General features: G+C 68.4%; 16 protein-coding genes. 11 read left to right on the plus strand and 5 right to left on the minus strand.

Features of this window, described 5'->3' with window-relative positions:
- Positions 1–60 precede the first annotated feature (60 nt).
- Positions 61–2,106 (plus strand): TonB-dependent receptor, encoded by a 2,046-nt coding sequence (locus RT456_RS01120; protein ID WP_313341368.1) that lies wholly within the window; start codon positions 61–63, stop codon positions 2,104–2,106.
- Between the two features lie 14 nt (positions 2,107–2,120).
- Complete coding sequence (locus RT456_RS01125; protein WP_313341371.1) at positions 2,121–2,357, plus strand: hypothetical protein; 237 nt, start codon at positions 2,121–2,123, stop codon at positions 2,355–2,357.
- Here RT456_RS01125 and RT456_RS01130 read toward each other — a convergent pair.
- The 5 genes from RT456_RS01130 to RT456_RS01150 all read right to left on the minus strand — a co-directional run bounded on the left by RT456_RS01130 (position 2,341) and on the right by RT456_RS01150 (position 14,054).
- Positions 2,341–4,389 (minus strand): TonB-dependent receptor, encoded by a 2,049-nt coding sequence (locus tag RT456_RS01130; RefSeq protein ID WP_313341374.1) that lies wholly within the window; start codon positions 4,387–4,389, stop codon positions 2,341–2,343. The two genes, RT456_RS01125 and RT456_RS01130, sit on opposite strands and share 17 nt — an antisense overlap.
- Before the next feature lie 242 nt (positions 4,390–4,631).
- The gene (locus RT456_RS01135; protein WP_313341893.1) at positions 4,632–6,197 is read right to left on the minus strand and encodes an SDR family oxidoreductase; all 1,566 of its coding nucleotides are present in this window, start codon (positions 6,195–6,197) and stop codon (positions 4,632–4,634) included.
- A gap of 252 nt (positions 6,198–6,449) precedes the next feature.
- Positions 6,450–11,363, minus strand: coding sequence for a filamentous hemagglutinin N-terminal domain-containing protein (locus RT456_RS01140; protein WP_313341377.1), 4,914 nt, complete (start codon positions 11,361–11,363; stop codon positions 6,450–6,452).
- Between the two features lie 10 nt (positions 11,364–11,373).
- Positions 11,374–13,050 (minus strand): ShlB/FhaC/HecB family hemolysin secretion/activation protein, encoded by a 1,677-nt coding sequence (locus tag RT456_RS01145; RefSeq protein ID WP_313341895.1) that lies wholly within the window; start codon positions 13,048–13,050, stop codon positions 11,374–11,376.
- Positions 13,051–13,337: 287 nt separating this feature from the next.
- The gene (locus tag RT456_RS01150) at positions 13,338–14,054 is read right to left on the minus strand and encodes an AraC family transcriptional regulator (RefSeq protein ID WP_313341380.1); all 717 of its coding nucleotides are present in this window, start codon (positions 14,052–14,054) and stop codon (positions 13,338–13,340) included.
- Between the two features lie 141 nt (positions 14,055–14,195).
- On the opposite strand from RT456_RS01150, the gene RT456_RS01155 reads away from it, so the two are divergent.
- The 9 genes from RT456_RS01155 to RT456_RS01195 all read left to right on the plus strand — a co-directional run bounded on the left by RT456_RS01155 (position 14,196) and on the right by RT456_RS01195 (position 25,229).
- Positions 14,196–15,152: a proline racemase family protein gene (locus tag RT456_RS01155; protein ID WP_313341383.1), complete on the plus strand. Its 957-nt coding sequence runs from the start codon at positions 14,196–14,198 to the stop codon at positions 15,150–15,152.
- Entirely contained in the window at positions 15,149–16,261 is a 1,113-nt protein-coding gene (locus tag RT456_RS01160) for an FAD-dependent oxidoreductase (protein WP_313341386.1), read from the plus strand. Before RT456_RS01155 ends, RT456_RS01160 begins: the two co-directional genes overlap by 4 nt.
- Positions 16,258–16,503, plus strand: a complete 246-nt coding sequence (locus tag RT456_RS01165) for a 2Fe-2S iron-sulfur cluster-binding protein (RefSeq protein ID WP_313341389.1) — start codon at positions 16,258–16,260, stop codon at positions 16,501–16,503. Before RT456_RS01160 ends, RT456_RS01165 begins: the two co-directional genes overlap by 4 nt.
- Positions 16,496–17,821 (plus strand): FAD/NAD(P)-binding oxidoreductase, encoded by a 1,326-nt coding sequence (locus RT456_RS01170; protein WP_313341392.1) that lies wholly within the window; start codon positions 16,496–16,498, stop codon positions 17,819–17,821. The genes RT456_RS01165 and RT456_RS01170 overlap by 8 nt, the downstream gene beginning before the upstream one ends.
- Positions 17,818–18,720, plus strand: coding sequence for a dihydrodipicolinate synthase family protein (locus tag RT456_RS01175; protein ID WP_313341396.1), 903 nt, complete (start codon positions 17,818–17,820; stop codon positions 18,718–18,720). Before RT456_RS01170 ends, RT456_RS01175 begins: the two co-directional genes overlap by 4 nt.
- 1 nt (position 18,721) lies before the next feature.
- On the plus strand, positions 18,722–20,314 hold the full coding sequence (locus RT456_RS01180; RefSeq protein ID WP_313341399.1) for an aldehyde dehydrogenase family protein: 1,593 nt from the start codon (positions 18,722–18,724) through the stop codon (positions 20,312–20,314).
- Positions 20,311–21,513: a Xaa-Pro peptidase family protein gene (locus tag RT456_RS01185; protein ID WP_313341403.1), complete on the plus strand. Its 1,203-nt coding sequence runs from the start codon at positions 20,311–20,313 to the stop codon at positions 21,511–21,513. The genes RT456_RS01180 and RT456_RS01185 overlap by 4 nt, the downstream gene beginning before the upstream one ends.
- 75 nt (positions 21,514–21,588) lie before the next feature.
- The gene (locus RT456_RS01190) at positions 21,589–23,427 is read left to right on the plus strand and encodes a DUF885 family protein (protein WP_313341406.1); all 1,839 of its coding nucleotides are present in this window, start codon (positions 21,589–21,591) and stop codon (positions 23,425–23,427) included.
- Positions 23,424–25,229 (plus strand): DUF885 family protein, encoded by a 1,806-nt coding sequence (locus RT456_RS01195; RefSeq protein WP_313341409.1) that lies wholly within the window; start codon positions 23,424–23,426, stop codon positions 25,227–25,229. Before RT456_RS01190 ends, RT456_RS01195 begins: the two co-directional genes overlap by 4 nt.
- Positions 25,230–25,280 lie beyond the last annotated feature (51 nt).

The raw sequence follows: 25,280 nt of genomic DNA on the forward strand, positions 1-25,280 counted from the left end.
ACTATCGCAGCCATGATCCAAGGCTGCCCCCTGACTTCCATTCGTGATGCTGCCCCTGACATGAAGATCCACGCTCTGGTGACGGCCGTTGCCGCCGTCCTGTTCGCCCCCGAATCCCGTGCCCAGTCGTCCGACTCGGCCCTCACGCTTGGCAAGGTGGACGTGCACCAGCACACCGAAGGCCAGCTCACCGCCCACCAGGTGCTGACCTCGGTGGATGTGCTGGGCGCCGACCAGATTGAAGACAAGAACGTGTCGCACAGCTGGGAGCTGCTCGGCCAGATGCCGGGCATCCAGCTGACCGAAACCCGCCAGGGCGCCGAGTCCGGCAAGGTCAGCTTCCGCGCCTTCAACGGCGAGGGCTACCTCAACGCCATCAAGACCCTGATCGACGGGATCCCCAGCAACGTCAACAGCGGCAACCAGCGCTTCATCGACATGCTGTTCCCGCTGGAGATCAGCTATATCGAGGTGGTGCGCGGCACCAACGACCCGCGCTATGGCCTGCACAACATCGGCGGCAACGTGAACTTCGGTACCCGCCAGGGCGGGAGCTATACGGACGGACGGCTCAGTTACGGCAGCTACAACACCCGCGATGCGCAGCTGGCCATCGGCCGAGAGAGCAACGGCTTCGCACAGAACTACTTCATCGGCAGCCAGGCGTCGGACGGCTACCGCGACCACGACACCTCGCGAAAGTATGCGCTGGGCGGCAAGTGGTTCTACGGCTCGCTCGACGAAGGCATGCGGATCGGCCTGAGCGCACGCGCCTACCACCACGAAGCGGACGAACCCGGGTTCATGACGGCCGAAGAGCTGCGCACCGACCGCCGCGGCTCGCAGTTGCGCAATGCCAATGACGGCGATGACCGCGACATGCGCCAGATCGGCATCCACATGGACCTGAAGCTGGCCGACGCGCTGTTCCTGGGCAGCAGGCTTTACTACAACCGCTACGAAGACGACCGCCGGGTGACCTTCAGCGACCTGCCCACCGGCAATGCGCCGCGCCAGCGCCGGGTGTGGGATGAGAAACAGACCGGCATGCTCACCACGCTGACCTGGCAGCCGGGCGCCGCCCTGAGGCTGGAGGGCGGGGTGAATGTCGAGCACCAGGACAACGGCTACATCCGCGAGCGCTTCAGCTACGCCGAGCCCACCGACTTCAGCGCCGCCCCGGCACGCGTGCAGAACAACGACCGCCACACCTTCGACAACTGGGGCGCCTACGTGCAGGCGATCTACCAGCCCATCGATGCGTTGAAGATCGTGCCGGCCTACCGCGTGGACCGTTTCGACGGCGACACCCGGCTGCCGGGCGGCATCACCGGGCAGCTGCAGCGCTACGGCAGCATCGAGCAGCCCAAGCTGAGCGTGGTCTATGCGTTCACCGACAGCACCAATGTGTACGCCAACTGGGGCCGTACCTTCCAGGTGCTCACCGGCTCGACGGCGCCTGCGTATCTGACGCCGGGCCAAGGCCCCATGAGCCCGTCGACGAATACAGGCATGGAGCTGGGCATGAAGTTCAGCCCGTTCGCGGGCAGCCAGGCGCGCATCGCGGTGTGGCAGCAGGATGCGGCCAACGAGATCTCCAACATGCCGGCCACCGGCACCACGGTGACGCTGGGCAAGACGCGCCGTCGCGGTGTGGATGCGCAGATCAGCGCGCAGGTTGGCGAGAAGTGGACGGTGTGGGCGTCCCATGCCTACCAGGAAGCGAAGATCGAGCGCGATGGTCGCGATGCCAGCCTGTCGCTGGAGGGACGCGAAGTTGCCGCCACCCCGCGTTACATCAGCAACATCGGTTTGGACTACCAGGCCACCGAGGCGCTGCAGCTGGGCCTGCAGGGCAGGGCGCAGGGCGACTACTATCTGGAAGAGCGCAACGTTGCCGGCAAGTACGGCGGCTTCGCGGTGCTGGACCTCAGTGCCCGCTATGACATCAGCCCACGTTGGAGTGTGGATGTGCAGCTGAAGAACGCCACCGACCGCCAATACGACTATGCATGGTATGACAGCTTCTTCTGGGAACAACCGCAGCCGATGTTCTCGCCGGCAGCGGGGCGTTCGTTCTTTGTCGCGTTGAACATGAAGCTCTGAGCGGCAAGCTGGTCATGCCGTTCTCACTGGCGCTGGGCTTCATCTTCCTGGCGTTCGGGCGCAAGCTCTCCGCCGTGTTCTTCGCTGCCTACCTCATCCAATATCTGGTTGCGTACGGAACCAGTGGCCGCATGGACCTGATAAGCGTTGCACGGGTATTTGCCTTCCTGGCCTTTGCCCTGTGGCGATGGAAGACGGGCCACCTCAGCGGGTGGCCACGTCCCCGGCGCGGGATCAGAACCGCGCCGTAGCGCCCACGAAGAAGGTGCGCGCACCGCCGTCGTAATTGTTGCCTTCATCCACGGTGGACACATCGCCCACGTTCGACACGCCCGCGCGCAGGGTCAGGTGCTCGTTGACGTCGAACCCGCTCACCAGGTCCCACGTGGTGTAGGCCTTGGCGAAGGTCGGGCTGGTGCTGGAGACCAGCTGCTTGCCGATGTGCTGGGCGCTGACGTTCAACGACCACGCATCGGTGACCTGCCAGTCCAGCGCCGTGTTGGCCGTCAGCTCCGGCACCACCAGCAGCGTCGCACCGGTCGTGCGGTTCTTCGATTCCAGCATGCGGGTGGCATTGGTGGTCCAGCTCAGGCGCTCGTGCAGCGGAACGGTGACGCTGGCCTCCACGCCGCGCGTGCGCGCCTTCTGGATGTTCTGCGCCACCGTCCACCAGAAGCCGTTGACGAAGCTGGCGTCGTACCCGGCGATATCGCGCAGCGGTACCTGCTCGATCTTGTCGTCGAAGTTGGTCAGGAAGTAGGTGGCCGAGACCGACCAGCCGTTGCGGTCGAAGCCCGCGCCCAGCTCGTAGTTGGTGCTGGTCTCCGGCTCCAGGTTCGGGTTGCCCGCCATGTAGCAGCCGGTGGTGCCATCGGCACTGACCGAACGGTTGGTCCAGCCTTCCACGGTCAGGCTGCGGCAGCCATTGCCGCCCGACTGGGTGGCCGCACCGGCGCTGCCCTGCTTGAGGTTCGGCGCGCGGAAGCCCTGCGACACGCCGCCACGCACCGTCCAGTCATCCGACGGATGCCACACGCCGTAGATGCGCGGACTCAGGTTGTCGTCGTAGTTTTCGGTGTTGTCCCAGCGCAGGCCGAGGGTCAGGGTGAAGCGCTCATGCAGGGTGATGTGGTCTTCGGCGAACAGCGCCCAGGAATCGGCCTCATTGGTCGGGCTGATCCGGCCACTGCCACTCCAGGTGACCGGCACGGTGCCGATGGTGTCGGTGTTCTGCAGCTCTTCCCGCTTCCACTGGCCACCCACGTTCAAGCGATGCTCGAACCCAAAGTGGAAGCCGGTGGCGAACGCGGTGTCGAACACGGTTTCCTTGGAGTGGTTGCCCACCTGGCTGCCCTTGTCCTCGTAGTCGTTCTGGGTCAGCGTGGACTTGGACGTGCTGGCATCGCCGTAGCGCCCGTCATGGGTGACCACGTAGCCGGTGTGCACCAGCTTGGACAGGCCCCATGCGCCCACGTCGCCGTCACCGCGGTTGCGCTGCACACCGTGCGTGGCCTCGAACCCGACCGTGTGGTCGTCGTTGATCGCCCAGTTGAGCAGGGCATTGGCGTTCTCGGCCTTGCTGCCCGGCGTCTGTCCGCGCGCACGGTCCGACTCGCGGTCGGTCACGTTGGCGCCCACGCGCAGGCCCAGGCGGTCGGTCAACGGACCACTGAACTGCGCGCCCATCTGGGTGGTGTTGCCGCGGTCGTCCGCATCGGGCCGGCTGTAGTTGAAGGTCACCGAGCCACCCCATTCCGGGGCGATCTTGCGGGTGATGATGTTGATCACCCCGCCCATCGCATCCGAACCGTACAGCGATGACATCGGGCCGCGCACCACTTCGATGCGCTCGATCATGTCCGGCGACAGCCAGTTCAGATCCTGCGGGCCCAGGTCGTCCCGGTAGTTCACGCCGGACGAATTGCCCTGGCGGCGACCGTCGATGAGGATCAGCGTGTACTGCTCGGGCAGGCCGCGCAGGCGGATCTTGGACTGCGCGCCTGACAGCGCATAACCACCGGTCACCCCCGGCACGGTGCTGAGCAGCTGGCCAATGCTGGAGACCGGCTTGCGTTCGATCTCTTCGCGGGTAATGACGCTGATGCTGGCCGGCGCGTCCTTGATCCACTGCTGGGCACCGGTGGCGGTGACCACGACCGTGTTCATGTCCTTGGCGTCGGCAGCGACGTCGCCGGCGGCGTGGGCCTGGGCGGACAGGGCCAGAGTGATGGCGGCCGTGAGCGCGGCCATCGAATGGGTAAACGTGGGGGAGGAAAGGTGCATCGAGCAAACTCCTGAGTAAGAGGGTCCGCTGGCGATGGCTGGGACGTCCGTGTAGGGAAACTGAAAACGTTCACAATGCTATCACGAATCATTCGCATTAGACATACGCTGACATGCGCCGGGGCGCCGGTCGCTGGCCGGCGTTCGCAACGTCTGCACGGTTCAGGAAGCCGGACAGCGGCCGGCACTACAGGTCGGCACGGTTCAGATGCCGGCCAGCGGCCGGCACTACACGGGGGCGCTCACCAGTCGGTGGGCGCGTAGTCCTTCAGGAACTGGCCCCACACGTGCTCGCCGGTGTTCACGCCGTGGATGATCGGGTCGACGATGCGTGCCGCGCCATCGACGATGTCCAGCGGCGGGTGGAAGCGTTCCTCTTCCACCTTGCGCGCGGCGATGTCGGCCGGATCCTCATCGGTCACCCAGCCGGTGTCCACGCTGTTCATGTGGATGCCGTCGTTCTGGTAATCGGCCGCCGAGGTGCGCGTCATCATGTTCAACGCGGCCTTGGCCATGTTGGTATGCGGGTGACGGGTGGTCTTGAAGTTGCGGTAGAACTGGCCTTCCATCGCCGACACGTTGACGATGTGCTTGTCGCGATCGGGCGTGCGCAGCATCAGCGGCTTGAGGCGCGCGTTGATGATGAACGGCGCGATCGCGTTGACCAGCTGGGTTTCCAGCAGTTCCACCGACGGCACTTCGGCCATCAGCAGGCGCCACGAATTGCGACCGCGCAGGTCCACCTGCTGCAGGTCCTGGTCCAGCCGACCTTCGGGGAACAGATGCTGCTGGCCCAGCAGTTCATCGGCCAGCAGCGGCACCTGTGAGAGCTCGGCGGCGCGGGTCAGGCCGTCGGCACCGGTCGCGCTGCGGTCCTGCAGGGTCGGCAGTGCGTCGTCCGAGCCCAAGCTCAACATCTCGGCGCTGCGCAGGCCTTCGTACTCGCCGACCAGCTTCCGGATCGTCTCGGGCAGGTCATGCAGCGCGGCGGTCTCGCCGGCCATCATGTGCGCGTAGAACTGCGGCGGGCGGCGCACCGTCTGGCAGGCGTTGTTGATGATGAAGTCCAGGCGCGTGCGCGTGGCCAGCAGCTCGTTGCAGAACGCCTCCACGCTGGGCGTGTGGCGCAGGTCCAGGCCGTACACCTGCAGGCGGTGGCCCCATTCGGCGAAGTCCGGCTCTTCGGCATAGCGTGCGGCCGAGTCGCGCGGGAAGCGCGTGGTCACGATCAGCTCGGCGCCGGCGCGCAGCAGCTTCAGGCCGGCCTGGTAGCCGATCTTGACCCGGCCGCCGGTCAGCAGCGCCACGCGGCCGCGCAGGTCGGCGGTCTCGGTACGCTTGACGAAGTTCAGCTCGGCACAGGCCGGGCACATCTGGTCGTAGAAGTGATGCAGCTGGGTGAACTTCTGCTTGCACACGTAGCAGTGGCGAAGCTCCGGCGAATGCACCGGCTCCGGCGCGGCAGCGGCCCCTTCGCCGTTGTGCGCGTCGTGCAGCCCGGCGGCATGCGGCGGGAAGTAGTTCGGGGTGCTGAACACCGGCTTGCGGCGCAGGGCGCGGATGCCGGTCTGCTCGAGCAGCGCCTCGGCCTTGCGCACCTTTTCGTGATGGCGCGCCTTGGCCTGCTGCTTGAGCTTCTGCCGCCGCGCCTTGGGCTCGGGGTGGTAGACCTTCGCCACGACCTGGTGGAAACGCACCCGGTCGTCTTCCGGCAACGTGTCCAGCACGCCGCGGTCGGCCTCGATGGCCTCCAGCAGGTCCAGCGCGGCACGCAGGCGGTCGGTCAGGGGCGGGTCGTCCTGGGGCAGGTCGTCGGCGGGAGCAGAGGCAATGGCGTTCACGTTGGATCCGGAAGTAACGGCGGGGTGGCGGCCGGCAAGGCCGTCAACCGCGTGGAAGCCGCCCCTGCCATGGCAGGCGGGGGCGTTCAGAGGGCCGCTATTCTCCCTGATCCGGGCGTTTCATGCTGGAAGGGGCTGAACAGCCCCGTTATTCAGCATCCTCGCCGCCGTGGGCGGCCGTCGGGTCATGCGCCCCCTTGGCATGGTACCGATGCCGGCTCAGTCAAGCCGGCACTGGCCCAGCACGTTGTCGACCAGGCAGGTTGCCGGGGCGTTGGCCGTGGGCATTTCCAGCGCCGGCGCGTTGTGCGGCGCTGTCGACCAGGACGGCGTGGAGGGCGGCGCATCCAGCGTCATCGTCGTTGCGGCCGCGGATGCCCATGGCGAGCGCGTGCTGGTCTGCAGCGCACTGATCGACTGCACGGCAGTGGCGATGAGACCCGGATTGAACCCGCTCACCAGCAGCGTGCCCGGCACGTACTCGATGCGGTAATTCGACAGGCCGGTTCCCACCGCGCCGCTGACGCCGATGGCGTACGCGCCCGGGTTGGCCAGCGACGACGTACCCTCGCTGGACAGGATTGCCGACGTGACCGTGTCTGCGTTGAACAGGCCTTCAGTGTAATAGGCGAGCAGGGCAGGGCCGTCCGGTGCGCGGGTCGTGTCGCGGGCGATCACCCGCAACGTGGCCGGGTCCACGGTGAGCCGCCCGGCGACATAGGCGATGTCGTAGTTGGACAGCCCGGCACCCGAGGCGTTGCTGGCCGTGATCGCGTAGCTGCCCACGCCGGCCGACCCCGCCTGGCCGGCGCTGGCCAGCTCGGCGGCGGTCACCGTATCGCCGTTGACCAGGCCACGGCTGGTAAAGCCGGCGAGGTTGGCGGTGCTTCCGTAGATCTTGCCTGCGTTGCCCGCCTGGATGACCAGGCTGGCCGGTGTCACCGTCAGCAGGCCGCTGTCGGCCGTGGCGAGTGCATAGCCGGTGCCGCCGGTAGTCAAGGTGCCCAGCCCCGTGGTGATCCGGTACGGGCCGCCGGCCACGCCCGCCGTTGCCGCCGCACCGAGCGAGCTCAGTTCGGGAGCGCCGTTCAACACCTGCGCCAGCGAGTCGCTGGTATAGGCACCGACAACGCCTTCCATCAACCCGGTCGCGGTCCAGCGCGTTGCCAGATCCGCGACGGTGCCATAGACCTTGCCCGCATTGCTGGACGACACCGTCAGCACGGGCTGATACGCGAATGCGTAGCGGTTGCCGGCCTGGCTCACGGCATCGGCTGCACCGACACTCCAGAGCGCGGTATTGCCGCTGTCCAGACCATTGAAAACGTGCCCGCCATTCGGATCGAGCAGGCGCACCAGCCAACGTCCGCCCGTCGCGCTGAGCGCATCGGCACCGCGGGTGTTGCGGAACACGCCGCCCGTGGACAGGTCGATGGCGGTGGCGCTGACGCGACCGTCCACGCTCAGGTCACCGGCGGTGCTCACCTGCAGCGAGGTGAGCTGGCTGTTGCCGAGCCGCAGTGCCGCGCCGGTACGCACCACGGCATCGCCACCGTTCAACGACACCGCGCCGGCGAACGCATTGCCGGCATCGGTCAGCGTGATCGCACCGCTACCCGCCGTGAACGTGGCGGTCGCATCCACGGACAACGCGCCGGACTGGGTGATGGCCGCATTGCCGCTGGTGGCGCTCAGCGCGCCGCGCACGGTGCTGCTGCCCAGGTTCAGGGCGCCGCCACTGGTGGCGGTCAGTGCATTGGCGGACACCGTGCCGAGGCTGAGCGCCGTCGCGGCGATCCGCACGTCGGCACCGGCCAGGTTCACCGGTCCCGCCAGCACATTGGCCGCATTGCCCAACGTGATGTTGCCGGTACCGGCATCCACGTGAGTCCAGCCGCCTGCCGTGAGCGCGCCGGCGGTCTGGGTGATGGCGGCGTCGCGCGTGGTCAGCGCCAAGGTGTCGGTTGCCGTGACGTCGTCGGCAAGTACGATGCCATCGCGTACCGTCATGCTGATCGCGCGGCCGCGAAGTTCGCCGTGGGTCGTCAGGGCGCCGCCGCGTGCGACCAGGTCGATCGTGCCGGTGCCGGCATCGATGGTCTGTCCCGGCAGGAACAGCGCGCCACCCGCGGTCAACGCCACGTTGCCATTGGGCCCGACGCCCACGTTGAGCAGGGTCAGGTCGCCGCTGTCGGTGACCGACAGGTTGCTGCCGATCAGGGCCAGGCCGGTGCCGAAACGGTTGCCGCTGCCGTCCAGGGTGACGTCGCCGGCGGCGGTGACACCGGCCGTGGTGCCCACGCGTATCGCGCCACCGGTCTGGGTGATGGCGCCGTCGCTCTGCAGAAACAGCGCCTGGCTGGCGGTGACATCGTGGGCAACGCTGACACTGTCGTTCGCGTACAGAGTGACGTTGCGGCCGCTCAATGCACCGTTGAGGCCGAGCGTACCGCCGGCGGCGATCGCGAGATCGGACAGCCCGGTCGACATCGTCTGTGCAGGGAGGGTCAGGTTGCCAAGCGCGGTCAGGGTGATGGCCGAGTTGCCGTCGCTGATGAGCGAGGCGATGGTCAGGTTGTTGCGGTCGGTGACGTTGATGCCGTTGCCGCGCAGCGACAGCGTGCTGAAGTCGTTGTTTCCGCCCTGCAGCGAGACCGAGCCGGCGCCGGCATCGACGGTTGCGGCACCCTGGACAGTCAAGGCACCCGCCGACTGCAGGATCGGGGCATCGGCGCTGTCCAGGGCCAACGTGTTGGCGCCGATGTTTTGATTCAGAAACAGACCACTGCTTGCGCTCAGGGTCACCTGATTGCCGCGCAATGCGCCCGCCGTGCTGAGTGAGCCACCGGTGGAGGCAAGGCGGATGTTGCCGGTGCCCGCATCGATGGCCTGGCTCGGAAGCGTGAGCTGGCCGCCCGCGGTGAGGACGATGTTGCGGTTGCCGGTGCCGACAAGCGACGTGATGATGAGGTTGTCGCGGTCGTTCACCGTGATGTTGCCGCCGTCCAGCGCCAGGCCGGCGCGGAAGTCGTTGCCCGTATTGCTCAGGCTGATCGAACCCGTGCCAGCGGTGATGCTGCTGGCCTGGTTCACCACCAAGGCGCCGCTTTGCGTGACGGCATGACCGTTGCTGGTCGCCGACAACGCGCCAGCGACGGTGCCGGTCCCCAGGCTCAGCACGCCATTGCTGACGGCAGTGAGCGCGCCGGTGGCAAGGGTGCCCAACGTCAATGCACCCACATCACGGATCAGGGTGGAGCCGCCGAACAGGTTCACGGGGCCGCCGAAGTGGTTGCCGGCCGCACCGAGCGAAATGGCACCCGTATCCGTAGAGAAGACGGACGTGCCGCCAACGGACAAGGCGCCCGCCGTCTGGGTGAGGGCGCTGTCGCCGGTCACGACCGCCAGTGCGCCGGCGGCCGTGATGGACGTGCCGAGATTCAACGCCGTGCGGCTGTAGAGCGAAACGGCATTGCCGGTCAGGGCGCCGCCGAGTGTCAGCGCGCCGCCGTCGGCGCTCAGCAGCAGGGCGCCATTGGTGCTTATCGCACCCGCCGGCATCGTCAGCGAACCGCGCGCGGTGAGGTTGATGTCGCCAACGCCGGCGTTGTTGACCGAACTTACCGTCAGGTCGTTGGTGTCGACCACGGTGATGCCGCGGCCGGCGAGGGCCAGGCTGCCTGAGAAGTCGTTCTCGTGCGCCAGGGTGATCGCGCCGGCGCCGGCATCGATGCTGGCGGCGCCGGCAACCGACAGCGCATTGGTCTGGGTGATGCCACCGGCGTCACTGGTGGCCGACAGCGCGCCGTTGATGACACCGTTGCCCAGGTTCAACGCGCCCCCGCTGCGGACGGTCAGCGAGCCAACACTCTGCGTGCCGAGCGTCAGTGCGTTTCTGTCGCGGAGCGTGGCATCCTGGGCGATGATCCTGACCGGGCCGGCGAAGTCATTGTCGGCATTGTCAAGCGCGAGGGTGTAGATCGTGGCGAACAGCGCGGATCCGCCCACGGTCAATCCAGCGCTCTGTCCAAGGTTGCGCGCGTTCTGCAGGTTCAAGCTGCCGCCCACGTCGCCCCCCACCTGCGCGATCTTGTTGGACCCGGTGAAGGCTGCATTGCCGCCGACACCCAGGCTGAGCGCGCCCGTGGTCAGCACGCCGCTCTGCTGGACGCCGCCGTCGGCGACGTACCCGAGCGAACCGATGCCGACGTTGATGCTGCCGCCCCCGCCGATGGCGGTCCCACTGCTGGAACCGCCGCCTGCGATCAGCATGACGCTGCCATCGGTGCCGCCGGCGATGCCCGCCGCGCTGATGACGCTGCTGTTGTTGATCAGCTGGCTGAACAGGCCCGGCAGGGACCGCGCCTCCAGCCGGACCTGGCCACCCGCTGCCAGGAGATTGCCGGAATTTTCCACGGCCACGGCGTCCAGCGGCAACTGCAGCGGCTTCTCGACGGTCACCCCGAAGCCACCGGACTCGAAGACCAGCACGACCCGATCGGCACCGACCAGATTGAGGTTGCCCGCGGCGGCGGTGATCGTGCCACCGTTGGTCACCTTCCCGCCGATGAGGCTGACGCCACCGGCAGAGGCGTTGATGGTGCCGGTATTGGACATCAGTGCAACGGTATTGCCACCCGCATCCAGGACGTTGCTGCCGCTCATGAAGGTGCTGGCATCAGTACCCAGCGTGCTGGCCACCAGCCCGCCGACATTGATGTTGGCCGTGCTGCCGAAGATCATGCCGTTGGTGTTGATCAGGAACACCTGGCCATTGGCGTTCAAGTTGCCGTAAATCTGCGTGGGGTTGCCGCCCTGGATCTGGTTCAGGCTGACGGCGCTGCTGGACGGCTGGTTGAACGTCACCGTTGCGCCCGAGCCGATATCGAAGCTTCCCCAGGTCAGCGCCATCCGGTTGGACGTCTGGGTGATGGTCAGGCTGGCGCCATTGGGCGCGTTGATGGTGCCGGTGCCGCCGGCGATGCTGCCGCCGGTGGGCAGCTGGCTGGCCGACACCTGCGCGTGGGCGGCAAGCGGCGCGCCGCACAGGCAGGCGGCGAGGGCGAGCACCAGTGGTGTGTGACGCAACGGGGACCTGCGCGACGTCATCGAAGGGGAGACAGTGGCATGCATGCGCAGATCCTCAGAAGGTGAAACCGAAACGCGTGTAAAGACGGGCGTCGTCGCGGCCGTCGGTGGCCTTGCGGCGTCCGGTCGGCAGCGCCGCGCTGATGCGCCACTCGAAGTTGGCGTACTGCGGCAGGCGGAAGGTCAGGCCCACGCCGGCGCCCTCCAGCGTCACGGGTGCCACGTTTCGATGGCTGGCAAAGACGCGCGCGTGGTCGGCAAACACGTCGAACTCCAGCAGCTCGCGCCATGGCCGGCCATCGAACGGCGACACTGCGTCACCGAATCCGGGGGCATCCACGTGATACTCCAGCGCCGCGTAGTAGCCGCGGTCACCCAGCGCGTCAGACACGGGGTAGGCCCGCACGCTGTCCGGGCCGCCCACCGCGAACTGCTCCATCGGGGTCAGGGTGTCGTCGGTGTATTGACCAGTGAGCTTGACGTACAGGCGCTGGCTGCGACTGAGGAACTGCATGCGCGTGTAAGACAGGCGCGCGATCGTGAAATGGCTGTCGCGGTCCGGCGTGATCATGTCGCCGGGCGCCGTGCGGTCACGCAGCGCCTGGCGGACGCTCAGCTGCACCAGGTCCACGCCGCGCCATGCCATGTCGGTGCGGCGCATCGACACGCCCAGTTCGGCGACGTCGAACTTCTGGTTGGAGAGGTCCAGGCCCAGTGCACTGAGCTTGGACTGCTCACGCAGGACGCGCGCGGAACCCTGCACCTGCAGCTGTTCACGATTGATGAACTTCCAGTCGGTGCCGGCATAGACCAGCGAGGTGGGACCCTTCAGCCCCAGGCTGGCGAACACGCCGTTGCGCACTTCCAGTTCGCTGCGGCTGGCCCCCACCACCGCGCCCAGCCCCGGCACGGCCGATACCGGCACGCCATAGGAGAGCGCCCCGATCTGGCTCTGCCGGGGCGCCAACGAGTAGGCGTAGTTGGCCGCGAATACATCGCCCACGCCAAGCGGGCTGTTCCAGGTGATACCGGCCTCGGCGCGATAGCGGCCGGTCTGCTCGGTCCCGTAGTTGTTGCCGCCCAGGCTGATCACGTAGGGGCGCGCCGATTCACTGGCCACCAGCACCACATCGGTCTCGCCCGGGTTCTCGCCGGGCTTGAGCACCGCCTGCACCGACACGCCCGGCAGGTCGCGCGCATACAGCAGCGCCGCGTCCACGTCCTGCTTGCGCAGCGCCTGTGCCTGCAGCGGTCGCAGCGCGGCGGACACGGTGCCGGCGCGGTAGCGCGACGCGCCCTGCACGATGACCTGGCCGACGCGGCCTTCCAGCACGCGGATCTCGACGATCTGCTCGTCGCCCACCGTCTGCTGGGGCAGGTACGCCTGGCTGACGATGAAGCCGGCCTGGCGGTACGCGCGTGTCACGGCGTCGGCGACAGCCTCCAGCTGGTCGAACCGCAGCGCAGCCACCGGCTGTCCGTCGGCAAGTTCGGCGAACGCGCGATCGGCAACCGCCTGCATGCTGGCGGGGTCGATGCCGGCTTCGGGATGCGACGCGACATCGAGCACGCGGAAGCCCCGCACCTGCACCGTGCCGGTGGCGGGCGACGCCTGTGCCGTCGGCTGCGTCGCATCAGCTGCGACGTTGTCCGTCGGACGGTCGGCAAGCGCCAACGCAGACACCGGCCCGGCAGCGAGCGACGCAGCGATGGCCGCCGCGATACACGTAATACGCATCTGATTCCCCTGAACCCCTGATGGCGCTGATGACACTTGCTTCATGAAGCAGTCGCAACACAAACTGCGAGCAAGGTCCTGGCCTTATTCAAATTTAAGTGCTACGCGTTGCTTTGACAAGCAACAGGGGCGTCAAAGGCTTGACGCCCAGACCTGACCAAACGGTAGAGCCACGCCCTGCGTGGCTGCGCGGCACCAAACGGTAGAGCCACGCCCTGCGTGGCTGCGCGGCACCAAACAGTACCGCCACACCCCGCCTGCCTGCGCGGAGCAACCTGGCGTTACAGGTGTCCCTTTATGCCGCGATAGTCACGCGGCGACATCCCCACCGTGGCCTTGAACTGCCGCGCGAACGCGCTCTGGTCCGCGAACCCGCATTGCTGGCCGATGCTGGCAATGCTCTCGTCGCCGTGCAGCAGCCGCATCGCCGCTTCGATGCGCAGCTTGGTCAGCAGCTGCTGCGGTGTCACCTGGAACACGCGCCGGAAGTGGCGCTCCAGCTGGGCCACGGACAGCTCGGCCAGGTTGGCCAGCGACTGCACGCGCAGCTGCTCGTCGTAGTGGTTCTGCATGTGTTCCAGCACCTTGTTCAAGCGCTCGAACGCGGAGTGCCGGCTGTCGGGCTGGCCCAGGTCGCGTGAGATGCCGATGACCCCGGACACCTCTTCGCCCTGGCACACGGGGCGCTTGAAGGTCAGGCACCAGCCCGGCATGCGGTTGGGGTACAGGTGCACTTCCAGCTGGTTGTCGATGACCTCGCCACACAGCACCCGTCGGTCCTGGATGGTGTAGCTGCCGCCGAGCGGCAGGGGAAACAGTTCCAGCGGCGTTCTGCCGATCACGTCGCTGCGCTGCTTGCGGCCCAGGCGCCGCACCAGGGTCAGGTTGCAGTGCGTATAGCGCCCGTCCTGGTCCTTGATGAAGAACACGACTTCGGGGAGTTCATCGAACAACGACTGCATTTCGTTGCCGGAAAGGTTGACGTCCATCGAATCCACTGGCGTTCTGCTGGGGGCACGTGACTCCGATCCTAGCGCAAAGCGGGCCGCCTGCCACGCAGTGCGATTGTGCAGATTTCCGCATTTGCCAACGCCATTCCGCGCTAGTCGCCACGGCGGTCGGATGGGAGCATCGTTGCCATGCACACCATCGACGTGATCGACTCCCACACCGCCGGCGAACCGACCCGTGTCGTGATCTCCGGTTTCCCCAGCCTGGGCGACGGCGACCTTGCGCAGTGCCGCGAGCGCTTCCGTACCGACTTCGACCACTGGCGCAGCGCCATTGCCTGCGAGCCGCGCGGGTCGGACACCATGGTTGGCGCGCTGCTGCTGCCGCCGCGGGATCCGCGCGCCAGCATCGGCGTGATCTTCTTCAACAACGTGGGCTACCTGGGGATGTGCGGCCACGGCACCATCGGCGTGGTCCGCACCCTGGCCGAGCTCGGCCGGATCGGCCCCGGCCAGCACCTGATCGAAACCCCGGTCGGCACCGTGGGGGTCGAACTTGACGAGGCAGGCAACGTCTCGGTCGACAACGTGGAGAGCTACCGGCATGCCAGCGCGGTCGAGGTGGAGGTGCCCGGCCATGGCCGCGTGCGCGGCGAAATCGCCTGGGGCGGCAACTGGTTCTTCATCACCGAACAGAGCCCGTGCGTGCTGGAGCTCGCCCACCATCGTGAGCTGACCGCTTATACCGAAGCCATCCGGCAGGCACTGGAGGCGGCCGGCATTACCGGCGCCGAGGGCGGTGAGATCGACCATATCGAAGTCAACGGCATCGCGCCGGACGGCAGCGGGCAGGCGCGCAATTTCGTGTTGTGCCCGGGCCTGGCCTACGACCGCTCGCCGTGCGGCACCGGCACCAGTGCCAAGCTGGCCTGCCTGGCCGCCGACGGCAAGCTTGCCGAAGGGGCGCGCTGGATCCAGCAGGGCATCCTGGGCACCGCCTTCGAAGGCAGCTACCGTGCCAGCGGCCGTGGCATAGCGCCGCGCATCACCGGCACCGCCTACATCACCGCCCGCGCGCAGCTGGTGATCGACCCGGCCGATCCGTTTGCGTGGGGCATCGGCGCGGAGACCTCCGCCCACCCATGAACACCCACGACCTCATCATCGTCGGTGCCGGCATTGTCGGCGCAGCCTGTGCCGAAGCCGCTGCGGCGGAAGGCCTGCGCGTGGCGCTGGTCGAGCCGGGCCCGGTCGGCGGTGGCGCCACGGCGGCGGCGATGGGGCACTTGGTGGCGATGGATGATGACCCGGCGGAACTGGCGCTGTCGGCCTATTCGCTGGGCTTGTGGGAACGCTACGCACAGCTGAAGGATGCCGAGTTCAGCCGCTGTGGCACGTTGTGGGTGGCGCGGAACGCGCGCGAGCTGGAGGCCGTTCCGGCCAAGATCGCCCGGTTGGCCCAGGCCGGGATCGTTGCCGGGCGCATCGATGCCGCGCAGCTGTATGCGCTTGAACCCAATCTGGTGCCCGGGCTGGCCGGTGGCATGCGGGTACCGGGCGAGGCGGTGGTCTACCCGCCGCGCATGGCGCGCTACCTGGTGGACCAGGCCTGCCAGCGCGGTGCGCGGCTGCATGCCGGGCGCCGCGTGGTGGCGTTGCTTGACCACGGGGTGCGGCTGGATGACGGCGAGGTCCTGTCCGGCCCGGTGCTGGTCACCACCGGCGTGGACCTGCCGCAGCTGCTGCCGGAACTGCCGGTGCGGCCGCGCAAGGGCCAGCTGGTCATCACCGACCGTTACCCGGGCGTGGTGCATCACCAGCTGCTGGCGCTGGACTACGCCGATTCCGCGCACGGCGATGCCGAGACCAGCGTTGCCTTCAACGTGCAGCCGCGACCGACCGGGCAGATCCTGATCGGCTCGTCGCGGCAGTTCAACGTTTCCCACCGCGAGGTCTCATTGCCGCTGCTGCGGCAGATGCTGGACCAGGCGTTCGCGTTCCTGCCGGTGTTGCGTGAGCTGCACGCGATCCGCATCTGGACCGGCTTGCGCCCGGCCACGCCCGATGGCCGCCCCTACGTGGGCCAGGTGCCGGGCCGCCGCGACGTCTGGGTCGCGGCGGGGCATGAGGGGCTGGGCGTCACCACGGCGCTGGGCACCGCGCGGTTGATCGTGGACGGCCTGCTGGGAAGCACGCCGGCCATCGACCCCACGCCGTATCGGCCGGACCGCGCCGTCACCGGGATGGCCGCATGAGCGCCACCGTGTGCCTGTCGGTCAACGCGCAGCAGGTGCAGGTGCCCGACGGCGCCACGGTGGCCGTGGCCGTCGCACTGGCCGGTGGCGCGTTCCGGATATCGCGCGGTGGGGAACCGCGCGCGCCGGTATGCGGCATGGGCGTGTGCTTCGAGTGCCGTGTGCGCATCGATGGCGTTGCCCAGGTGCGTGCGTGCATGACGCCGGCGCGCGATGGCATGGAGGTGCTCACCGATGGCTGAGTCCGTGCGCCAACCGCAGGTGCTGCACTACGACGTGCTGGTGGTCGGCGCCGGTCCGGCTGGGCTTGCCGCCGCACGGGCCGCCGCCTCGCATGGGGCGAGAGTGGGGCTGGTGGATGCGCAGCCGCGTGCCGGCGGCCAGGTCTGGCGCCACGATGTGCGGCACGGGGTACCGGCCGTGGCGAAGCGTGCGCTCGCCATCGTGGACGGCGGCCAGGTGGAATGGCTGGCGCAGACCCAGGTGACGTTGGCGCAGCCGGGCTGGTTGCTGGCCGACAGCCCCGGTGGCGCCCGGCAACTGCACTACCGCACGTTGGTGCTGGCCACCGGTGCGCGTGAACTGCTGTTGCCGTTCCCCGGGTGGACGCTGCCCGGCGTGACCGGCGCCGGCGGGGCGCAGGCGCTGGCCAAGCAGGGCTGGCCGCTGGCGGGCCGACGCGTGGTCGTGGCCGGCAGTGGACCGTTGCTGCTGGCCAGTGCGGCCACGCTGCGCCACCACGGCGCGCAGGTGCTTGGCATCCACGAGCAGGCGTCGCGACGTGCGCTCACCGGGTTCGCGCTGCAGCTGCCGCGCTGGCCGGGCAAGGCCGTGCAGGCCGCCGCGCTGCGCCTGCAGTTGGCCGGGATCGGCTATCACGCGGGGAGCGTGGTCGTGGCCGCGCATGGGGATGCGCGGCTGCGGGAAATCGACATTGACGGCCCGCGTGGGCGCCGCCGCATCGCCTGCGACCAGCTTGCCGTTGGCTACGGGCTGGTGCCCAACACGGAACTGGCCCAGCTGCTCGGCTGCCGGCTGGAGCGCCACGGCGCGCACCCGCAGGTAGCGGTCGATGCACAGCTGCGCAGCAGCGTGCCCACTGTCTTTGCCGCCGGCGAGGCACTGGGTATCGGCGGCCGCGACAGCGCCCGGATCGAAGGTGCCATCGCCGGGCACATGGCGGCCGGTGCCACCGCCGCCGCGGAGGCGCTGCAACCCCGTCGCCGCCGTGTACGCGCCTTCGCCACCCAGCTGCAGCGCAGCTTCGCGCTCGATGCGCGGGTCCACGGACTGGCGCAGGACGACACCCTGGTGTGTCGTTGCGAAGACGTCCCCCTGCGTGAACTGCGCGGGTTCACTGATACGCGCGACGCCAAGCTGGCGTCTCGCTGCGGCATGGGCGCCTGCCAGGGCCGCATCTGTGGCACCGCACTGGCCGAACTGGGCCTGGGCGATGCCGACCTGTCCACCGATGGCGGCCGCCGGCCGCCCTTGTTCCCGGTCCGCCTCGCGGCGCTGGCCGACTCCTTCACCGACGACTCGCAAGGGATACATCCATGAGCAATGCTTCTTTCTGGAAGGGCGTCCTGCCCGCCATCACCACCCCGTTCCATGCCGACGGCAGCGTCGACCACGCCTTCCTTGCCAAGCACGCGGTGCAGCTGGTCGATGCGGGTTCCACCGCGATCGTCCCGCTGGGGTCGCTGGGCGAAGCGGCCACGCTGAGCTTCGATGAGAAGGTCGCCATCGTCGCCACCCTGGTCAAGGCCGTTGGCGACCGGGTGCCGGTGGTGCCGGGCATCGCCGCGCTGTCCACCGATGAGGCGGTGAAGTTGGCGCAGGCGGTCAAGGCCGTCGGTGCCGGTGGGCTGATGGTGCTGCCGGTGTACGTCTACACCTCCGACTGGCATGAGGCCGCCGCGCATGCGCGCGCCGTGCTCGGTGCCACCGACCTGCCGTGCATTCTCTACAACAATCCGGTGGCCTACCGCACCGACATCCTGCCGGCACAGATCGCGCAGCTCGCGGGCGAATTCGCCAACCTGCAAGCGGTCAAGGAATCGTCCGGCGAGATCCGCCGCTTCGCCGCCATCAAGGAACTGCTGGGCGACCGCTTGGTGCTGCTGGTGGGCATGGACGACGCCATCGTCGAAGGCCTCGCCGTGGGCGCGGAGGGCTGGATCGCCGGCCTGGTCAACGCCTATCCGGTGGAGTCGGTGACGTTGTTCGAACTCGCCCGCGACGGCGGCTACGCGGCGTCCGCCGACCTCTACAACTGGTTCCTGCCGCTGCTGCGCCTGGACACCGTGCCCAAGTTCGTCCAGCTGATCAAGCTGGTGCAGGCCAAGGTCGGCCTGGGCAGCGAAACCGTGCGTGCACCACGCCTGGTGGTGGAAGGCGCGGAACGCACCGAGGCCCTTGCCATCATCGACCACGCCATCGCAACCAAGAAGGCCTGATATGACCCATGTCGAACCGCTCCTGCTGGCGGGACGCTGGCAACCGAGCCTGTCGCTGCAGGGAAGCTTCCGCGCCGCGGATCCCACCACCGGCGAGTCCATCGGGCCTGCGTTCCCCATCAGTGGCGCGGCCGACATCGACACCGCGGTCGCGGCGGCCAGTGCCGTCGCGGCCGAACTGGCAGCGGCACCGGTCGAACGCATCGCCGCGTTCCTGGAGGCCTACGCCGATGCGCTGGATGCCGACGCGGAAACGCTTGTGGCGCTGGCGCACGCCGAAACCGCATTGCCGGCCCCTACGCGCCTGCGCGGCAACGAACTGCCGCGTACCAGTGGCCAGCTTCGGCAGGCCGCGGCCGCCGTACGCAGCTACAGCTGGACCCAGCCGGTGATCGACACCGCGGCCGGGCTGCGCGCGCACCTCGCGCCGCTGTCCAAGCCGGTGCTGGTGTTCGGCCCCAACAACTTCCCGTTCGCGTTCAACGCCATCGCCGGCAGCGACTTCGCCTCGGCGATCGCCGCACGCAACCCGGTCATCGCCAAGGCGCACCCGCTGCACCCGGCCACCAGCCAGCGCATGGCGCAGCTGGCGCATGCCGCGCTGCTGGCAGCAGGCCTGCCGGCTGCGGCAGTGCAGCTGCTCTATCAGTTCGACAACGCGCTGGGCGTGGCATTGGCCGGCGACGCGCGGCTCGGTGCGATCGGCTTCACCGGCAGCCGGGGCGGCGGCCTGGCCCTGAAGGCGGCGGCGGATGCGGCCGGCGTACCGTTCTATGCCGAGCTGTCCAGCGTCAATCCGGTCTTCATGCTGCCCGGCGTGCTGGCCGAACGGGGTGACGCCCTGGCGCAGGAATTCTTCGCCTCCTGCACGCTGGGCAGCGGGCAGTTCTGCACCAACCCCGGTGTGGTGGTTGTGCCGCGCAGCGCCGACGGCGATGCGTTCGTTGCGGCGGCCACCGCGCACTTTGAAGCGGCCGCACCGATGGTGCTGTTCTCGCAGGGTGGGTTGGATCACCTCACGCAGGGCATCGCGACCCTGCGCGGGGCTGGTGCCGCGCTGCTGGCCGGCGGCGCGGTGGGCGAGGGCGGCTACCGGCATGCGCCGACCCTGCTGAGCGTGGACGACGATGCGTTCCTCGCGCAGCCGCAGGCGTTGCAGACCGAGGCGTTCGGCCCGGTCAGCCTGCTGGTGCGCGTGCCCGATGTGGACGCCATGGTGAAGGTGGCCGCGGCGTTCGACGGCAACCTGACCGGCACGCTGTACCGTGCTGCCGATGGCAGCGACGACGCGGCGTGGCAACGCATCGCACCGGTGCTGCGCGCCCGCGTTGGCCGCCTGATCAATTCCAGGATGCCGACCGGCGTGGCCGTCAGCGCCGCGCAGAATCATGGCGGTCCGTTCCCCAGCACCGGCCATCCGGGCTTCACCTCGGTGGGCATGCCGGGCGCGATCCACCGTTTCGCGGCCCTGCACAGCTATGACGCCGTGCCGGATGCGCTGCTGCCGGCGGAGTTGCGCGACCGCAACCCGGGCGGCGTACAGCGCACCATCGACGGCGTCGGCAGCACGGCCGACGTGGGCGGCGGCGCATGAGCGGTCAGATCGGCGGGCTGACCCTGGCCCAGGCGCAGGCCTTGCTGGCCCCGTGGGAACACCGGGCGCCGGCCATCGGCGCGGACGAGTACCAGGCCCGTATCGCGCAGGCGCGCGCAGTGATGCAGGCGCAGGGCGTGGACGCGCTGCTGGTCGGCGCAGGCACCTCGCTGCGCTATTTCACCGGGGTTCCGTGGGGCGCGACCGAACGCCTGGTCGGGCTCTTGCTGACCCTCAGCGGCGACCCGCTGCTGGTCTGCCCGGTGTTTGAAGAGGGGTCTCTGGATGCCGTGCTCCGCATCCCCGTCGACAAACGGCTGTGGGAAGAGCACGACGACCCGTATGCGAGCGTCGTACAGCTGATGGCCGAACGCGGGGCGCAGACACTTGCGCTCGATCCGGGCATCGCCTTCGGTGTCCACACCGGGCTCGCCAGGCACCTGGATGCGAGCGCCATCCGTGACGCCACGGCCATCATCGATGGCTGTCGCATGTGCAAGTCAGCAGCGGAGCTGGCGTTGATGCAGCAGGCCTGCGACATGACGCTGCACGTGCACCGGCTGGCGGCGCGGATCGCACACGAAGGCATCGGCACGGATGAACTGGTGCGCTTCATCGACCAGGCCCACCGTGCGCTCGGTGCCGACAACGGCTCCACCTTCTGCATCGTGCAGTTCGGGCATGCCACCGCGTTCCCGCACGGCATTCCGGGGGTGCAGCACCTGGAGGAAGGCCAGCTGGTGCTGATCGATACCGGGTGCACCGTGCAGGGCTACCACTCGGATATCACCCGCACCTGGATTTTCGGCACGCCTACGGATGAGCAGCGGCGTATCTGGGCACTGGAACACGCGGCGCAGGCCGCTGCGTTCGACGCGGTGCGGCCGGGCGTGACCTGCGCATCGGTTGACGCCGCCGCGCGCACGGTGCTGGAAGCAGCCGGGCTCGGGCCGGACTATCGCCTGCCGGGGCTGCCGCACCGGACCGGGCATGGCTGCGGCCTGGCCATCCATGAGGCGCCGTATCTGGTCCGCGGCAACGACACCGTACTGCAGCCCGGGATGTGCTGCAGCAATGAACCCATGATCGTGGTGCCGGGCGCGTTCGGCGTGCGGCTGGAAGACCACTTTTTCGTGACCGGGCACGGCGCGCAGTGGTTCACGCCACCGTCGCCGGCCATCGATCAGCCGTTTGCCTGAGGGCAGTGCACCCGCCGGCGCCCTGCGCGTTGGCGAGGTGCCGAGTTCTGTGATTCCTGTTACTGGAGAAGATGCATGGCCCTGTTCCGTCCTCTCGCCATCGGCCTGCTTGCTGCAGCGCTGGTGACCGCGTGTCAGCCGACCACCGCGCCGTCGGAAGGCACGAAAGCACCTGCAGCTGCCGCCTCCAAGGCCGACGTGTCCGCCGCCTTCGATGCACTGCTCGACCAGCAGTGGCAGTACCAGCTGGCGCACAGCCCGGAGTTCGCCAGCATCATCGGGGACAAACGCTACAACGACCGCTGGACGGACTACAGCCTGGCCGCGGTTGCCGCCGACCGGGCGTCCACGGTCGACCTGCTCACCCGCTTTGAAGCGGTGGATGCCACGGCACTGGACGAACAACGCCAGCTCAGCCTGCAGATGATGCTGCGCCAGCTGCGTGACCGGCTGACCGCCATCGACCTGAAGAACCATGAGATGCCGCTCGAACCGGTGGGCGGCATCCAGCTCGGCCTGGCCGGCATGGGCGATGCGTTCCCCTTCGAGGACGCCAAGGACTACCAGGACTACATCGCGCGCCTGAAGGCCATTCCGGCGCTGCTCGACCAGATTGTGGAGGTCTCGCGGCAGGGTGCGAAGGACGGGCTGGTGCAGCCGCGCTACCTGCTTGAACGGCTGCCGGCGCAGATCGCCAGCATCGCCGCACCCGCGGGCGCCGACAGCGCGTTTGCCTCGCCGCTGAAGAAGCTCGACAAGGCCGTACCCGATGCGGCGCAGCGCGAGGCCATTCGCACACAGCTCATCGCCGCCATCAACGCGCAGGTGCGTCCGGCCTACACCCGCCTGGCCGCCTTCGTGAAGGACGAATACGCGGCGCAGGGGCGGGTACAGGAAGGCATCTGGTCGCTGCCCGACGGCGACAAGCGCTACCTGTTCGCCATCCGCACCCAGACCACCACGGAAAAATCACCCGACGCGATCCACCAGATCGGGCTGGACGAAGTCGCGCGGATCGAAGGGGAGATGACCCGCATCGCGAAGGCGCAGGGCTTCAAGGATCTTGCCGCGTTCCGCAAGGCGGTCGCCACGGACAAGCACCACTTCGCCACCTACAGCGAGCAGATCCTGGCGTTGTACCGCGGCTATATCGCCGACATGGAACCGGAGCTGCCCAAGCTGTTCGGCACGCTGCCCAAGACGCCGCTGGAGGTGCAGGGCATGCCGGCGTTCCGGCGTGAGGCGCCCGGTGCGGAGTACTGGCAGAGCAACCCGCAGGGCAGCAAGCCGGCCATCGTGATGGTCAACGCCAACGACGCCACCGACCGCACCCTGGTCAACATCGAAACCACCGCTTACCACGAGGGCGTGCCGGGCCACCACCTGCAGATATCGCTGGCGCAGACGCTGCCGTTGCCGCCGTTCCGCCAGCAGGCCGGCTACAACGCCTTCATCGAAGGCTGGGCGCTGTATGCCGAGCAGCTGGCCGGGGAGGTCGGGTTCTTCAAGGACCCCTACAGCGAATACGGCCACCTGGCCGGCGAGCTGCTGCGTGCCAACCGCCTGGTGCTGGATACCGGTGTGCACTACAAGCGCTGGACCCGCCAGCAGATGGTGGACTTCTTCCACGCCCATCCGTCCGACGACGAACCCAGCATCCAGGCCGAGACCGACCGCTACATCGTCTGGCCGGGCCAGGCGCTGGGCTACAAGATCGGCCAGCTGGACATCCTGGCGCTGCGCGCGAAGGCAGAGCAGGCGCTTGGCGACCGCTTCGACATCCGCGCGTTCCATGACGCCATCCTCGGCGGCGGCGCAATGCCGCTGGACCTGCTCGACGCCCGCATCGATGCGTGGATCGCCCAGGCCAAGGCCGCGCCGGTCGCTACCGCCACCGCCAAGGAGACCCCATGAACCTGCGCTCCCCGCTGTCCCTGGCCCTGCTGTTGGGCATCAGCGCCACCGCCCTGGTGGCACCCGCCGCCGATGCCGCACCCGCGGGGGCCACCGCGGGTGCGGCGCCTGCCAACGATGCCGCCGCACGCTTCAAGGCGCTGTACACCCGCGAGTGGGCGTGGCGCGCGCAGCAGGATGCCGGCGGCGACGACGAGAACGGCGGTGGCCGGCCTGCCGACCACCTGCCCAAGGTCGATCCGGCCACACAGGAGATGCGCACCGCGTATTGGACCCAGGTGCGCAGGGAACTGGATGCGGTGCCGCAGGCGCAGCTGTCGGCGCAGGACCAGGTGAATTACCAGGTGTACCGCCAGCAGATCGACGTGCTGCTGGACCAGCAGCACTACCGTGCCTGGGAGATGCCGTTCAACAGCGACACCGCCTTCTGGACCAACCTGGGCTTCACCGCGCGCGGCACCTTCCGCAGCGCCGACGACTATCGACGCTATCTGGCGCAGTTGGCCGATATTCCGCGCTACTTCAACGACCAGACCGCCAACATGCGGGCCGGTCTTGCGCGTGGCTTCAGCCAGCCGCGGGTGACGCTCACCGGCCGCGACCAGTCAATCGCCGACGTCGTGGAGGCCAAGGGCGAGGCCAATCTGTTCTACACCCCGTTCAAGCAGATGCCGGCCAGCATTCCGGCTGCACAGCAGGCCGCGCTGCGCCAGCAGGCGCTGGCGGCGATCGCCGGCAGCGTCATTCCCGCCTACGACAGGCTGCTGCGTTTCATGCGCGAGGAATACGTGCCCAAGGCGCGTACCACGCTGGCCGGCGAGGCGCTGCCGGACGGCAAGGCGTATTACCGCGCGCAGATCCGCGAGTTCGTCACCAATGACATGGACCCCGCGCAGATCCACCAGATCGGGCTGCAGGAAGTGGCACGCCTGCGCCGTGAGATGCAGGCGGTGATGGACGAGGTCGGCTACACGGGCAGCTTCGCCGAATTCCTCACCTTCCTGCGGACCGATCCGCAGTTCTATGCCAAGACCCCGCAGCAGCTGCTGGACCATGCGGCGTGGATCGCCAAAACCATGGACGGCAACCTGGGCCGGTACTTTGGCCGCGTGCCGCGCCAGCGCTTCACCATCAAGCCGGTGCCGGACGACCTGGCGCCGTTCTACACCGGTGGCCGGGGCGGCCTGGACACCTACTGGCTCAACACCTACAACCTGCCGTCGCGGCCGCTGTACGTGCTGCCCGCGCTGACCCTGCATGAATCCTCGCCCGGCCATTCGCTGCAGATGTCGCTGGCCGCCGAAGATACGGACCTGCCGGACTTCCGCCGCTACACCTACATCTCCGCCTACGGCGAGGGCTGGGCGCTGTACTGCGAATACCTGGGCCAGGAGATGGGCATGTACACCACGCCCTACGAGCGCTTCGGCTACCTGACCTACCAGATGTGGCGCGCGGCGCGGCTGGTGATCGACACCGGCGTGCACAGCAAGGGCTGGAGCCGCGAGCAGGCGCTGGCCTACCTGCGTGACAACGCCGCGTTGAGCGAACACGAAATCACCACCGAGGTGGACCGCTACATTGCGTGGCCGGGGCAGGCGCTGTCGTACTACCTGGGTGAGCTGGAGATCCTGACCCTGCGCAGGAAGGCCGAAGCCGCGCTGGGAGACACGTTCGACATCCGCAACTTCCACGATGCGGTGCTCTCGCTGGGCTCGGTGCCGCTGCCGGTACTGGACGCACGGATCGACCGCTTCATCGCCGAGGGCGGTACATCGCCCTGGGCTGACGCTCCGCACTGAAGCATCGAACACCCCTTCGCCTGCACGCTGCGGCGCCGCTGCCGCAACGGC

It is taken from the genome of Stenotrophomonas sp., assembly GCF_032099025.1.
Lineage (GTDB): Bacteria > Pseudomonadota > Gammaproteobacteria > Xanthomonadales > Xanthomonadaceae > Stenotrophomonas.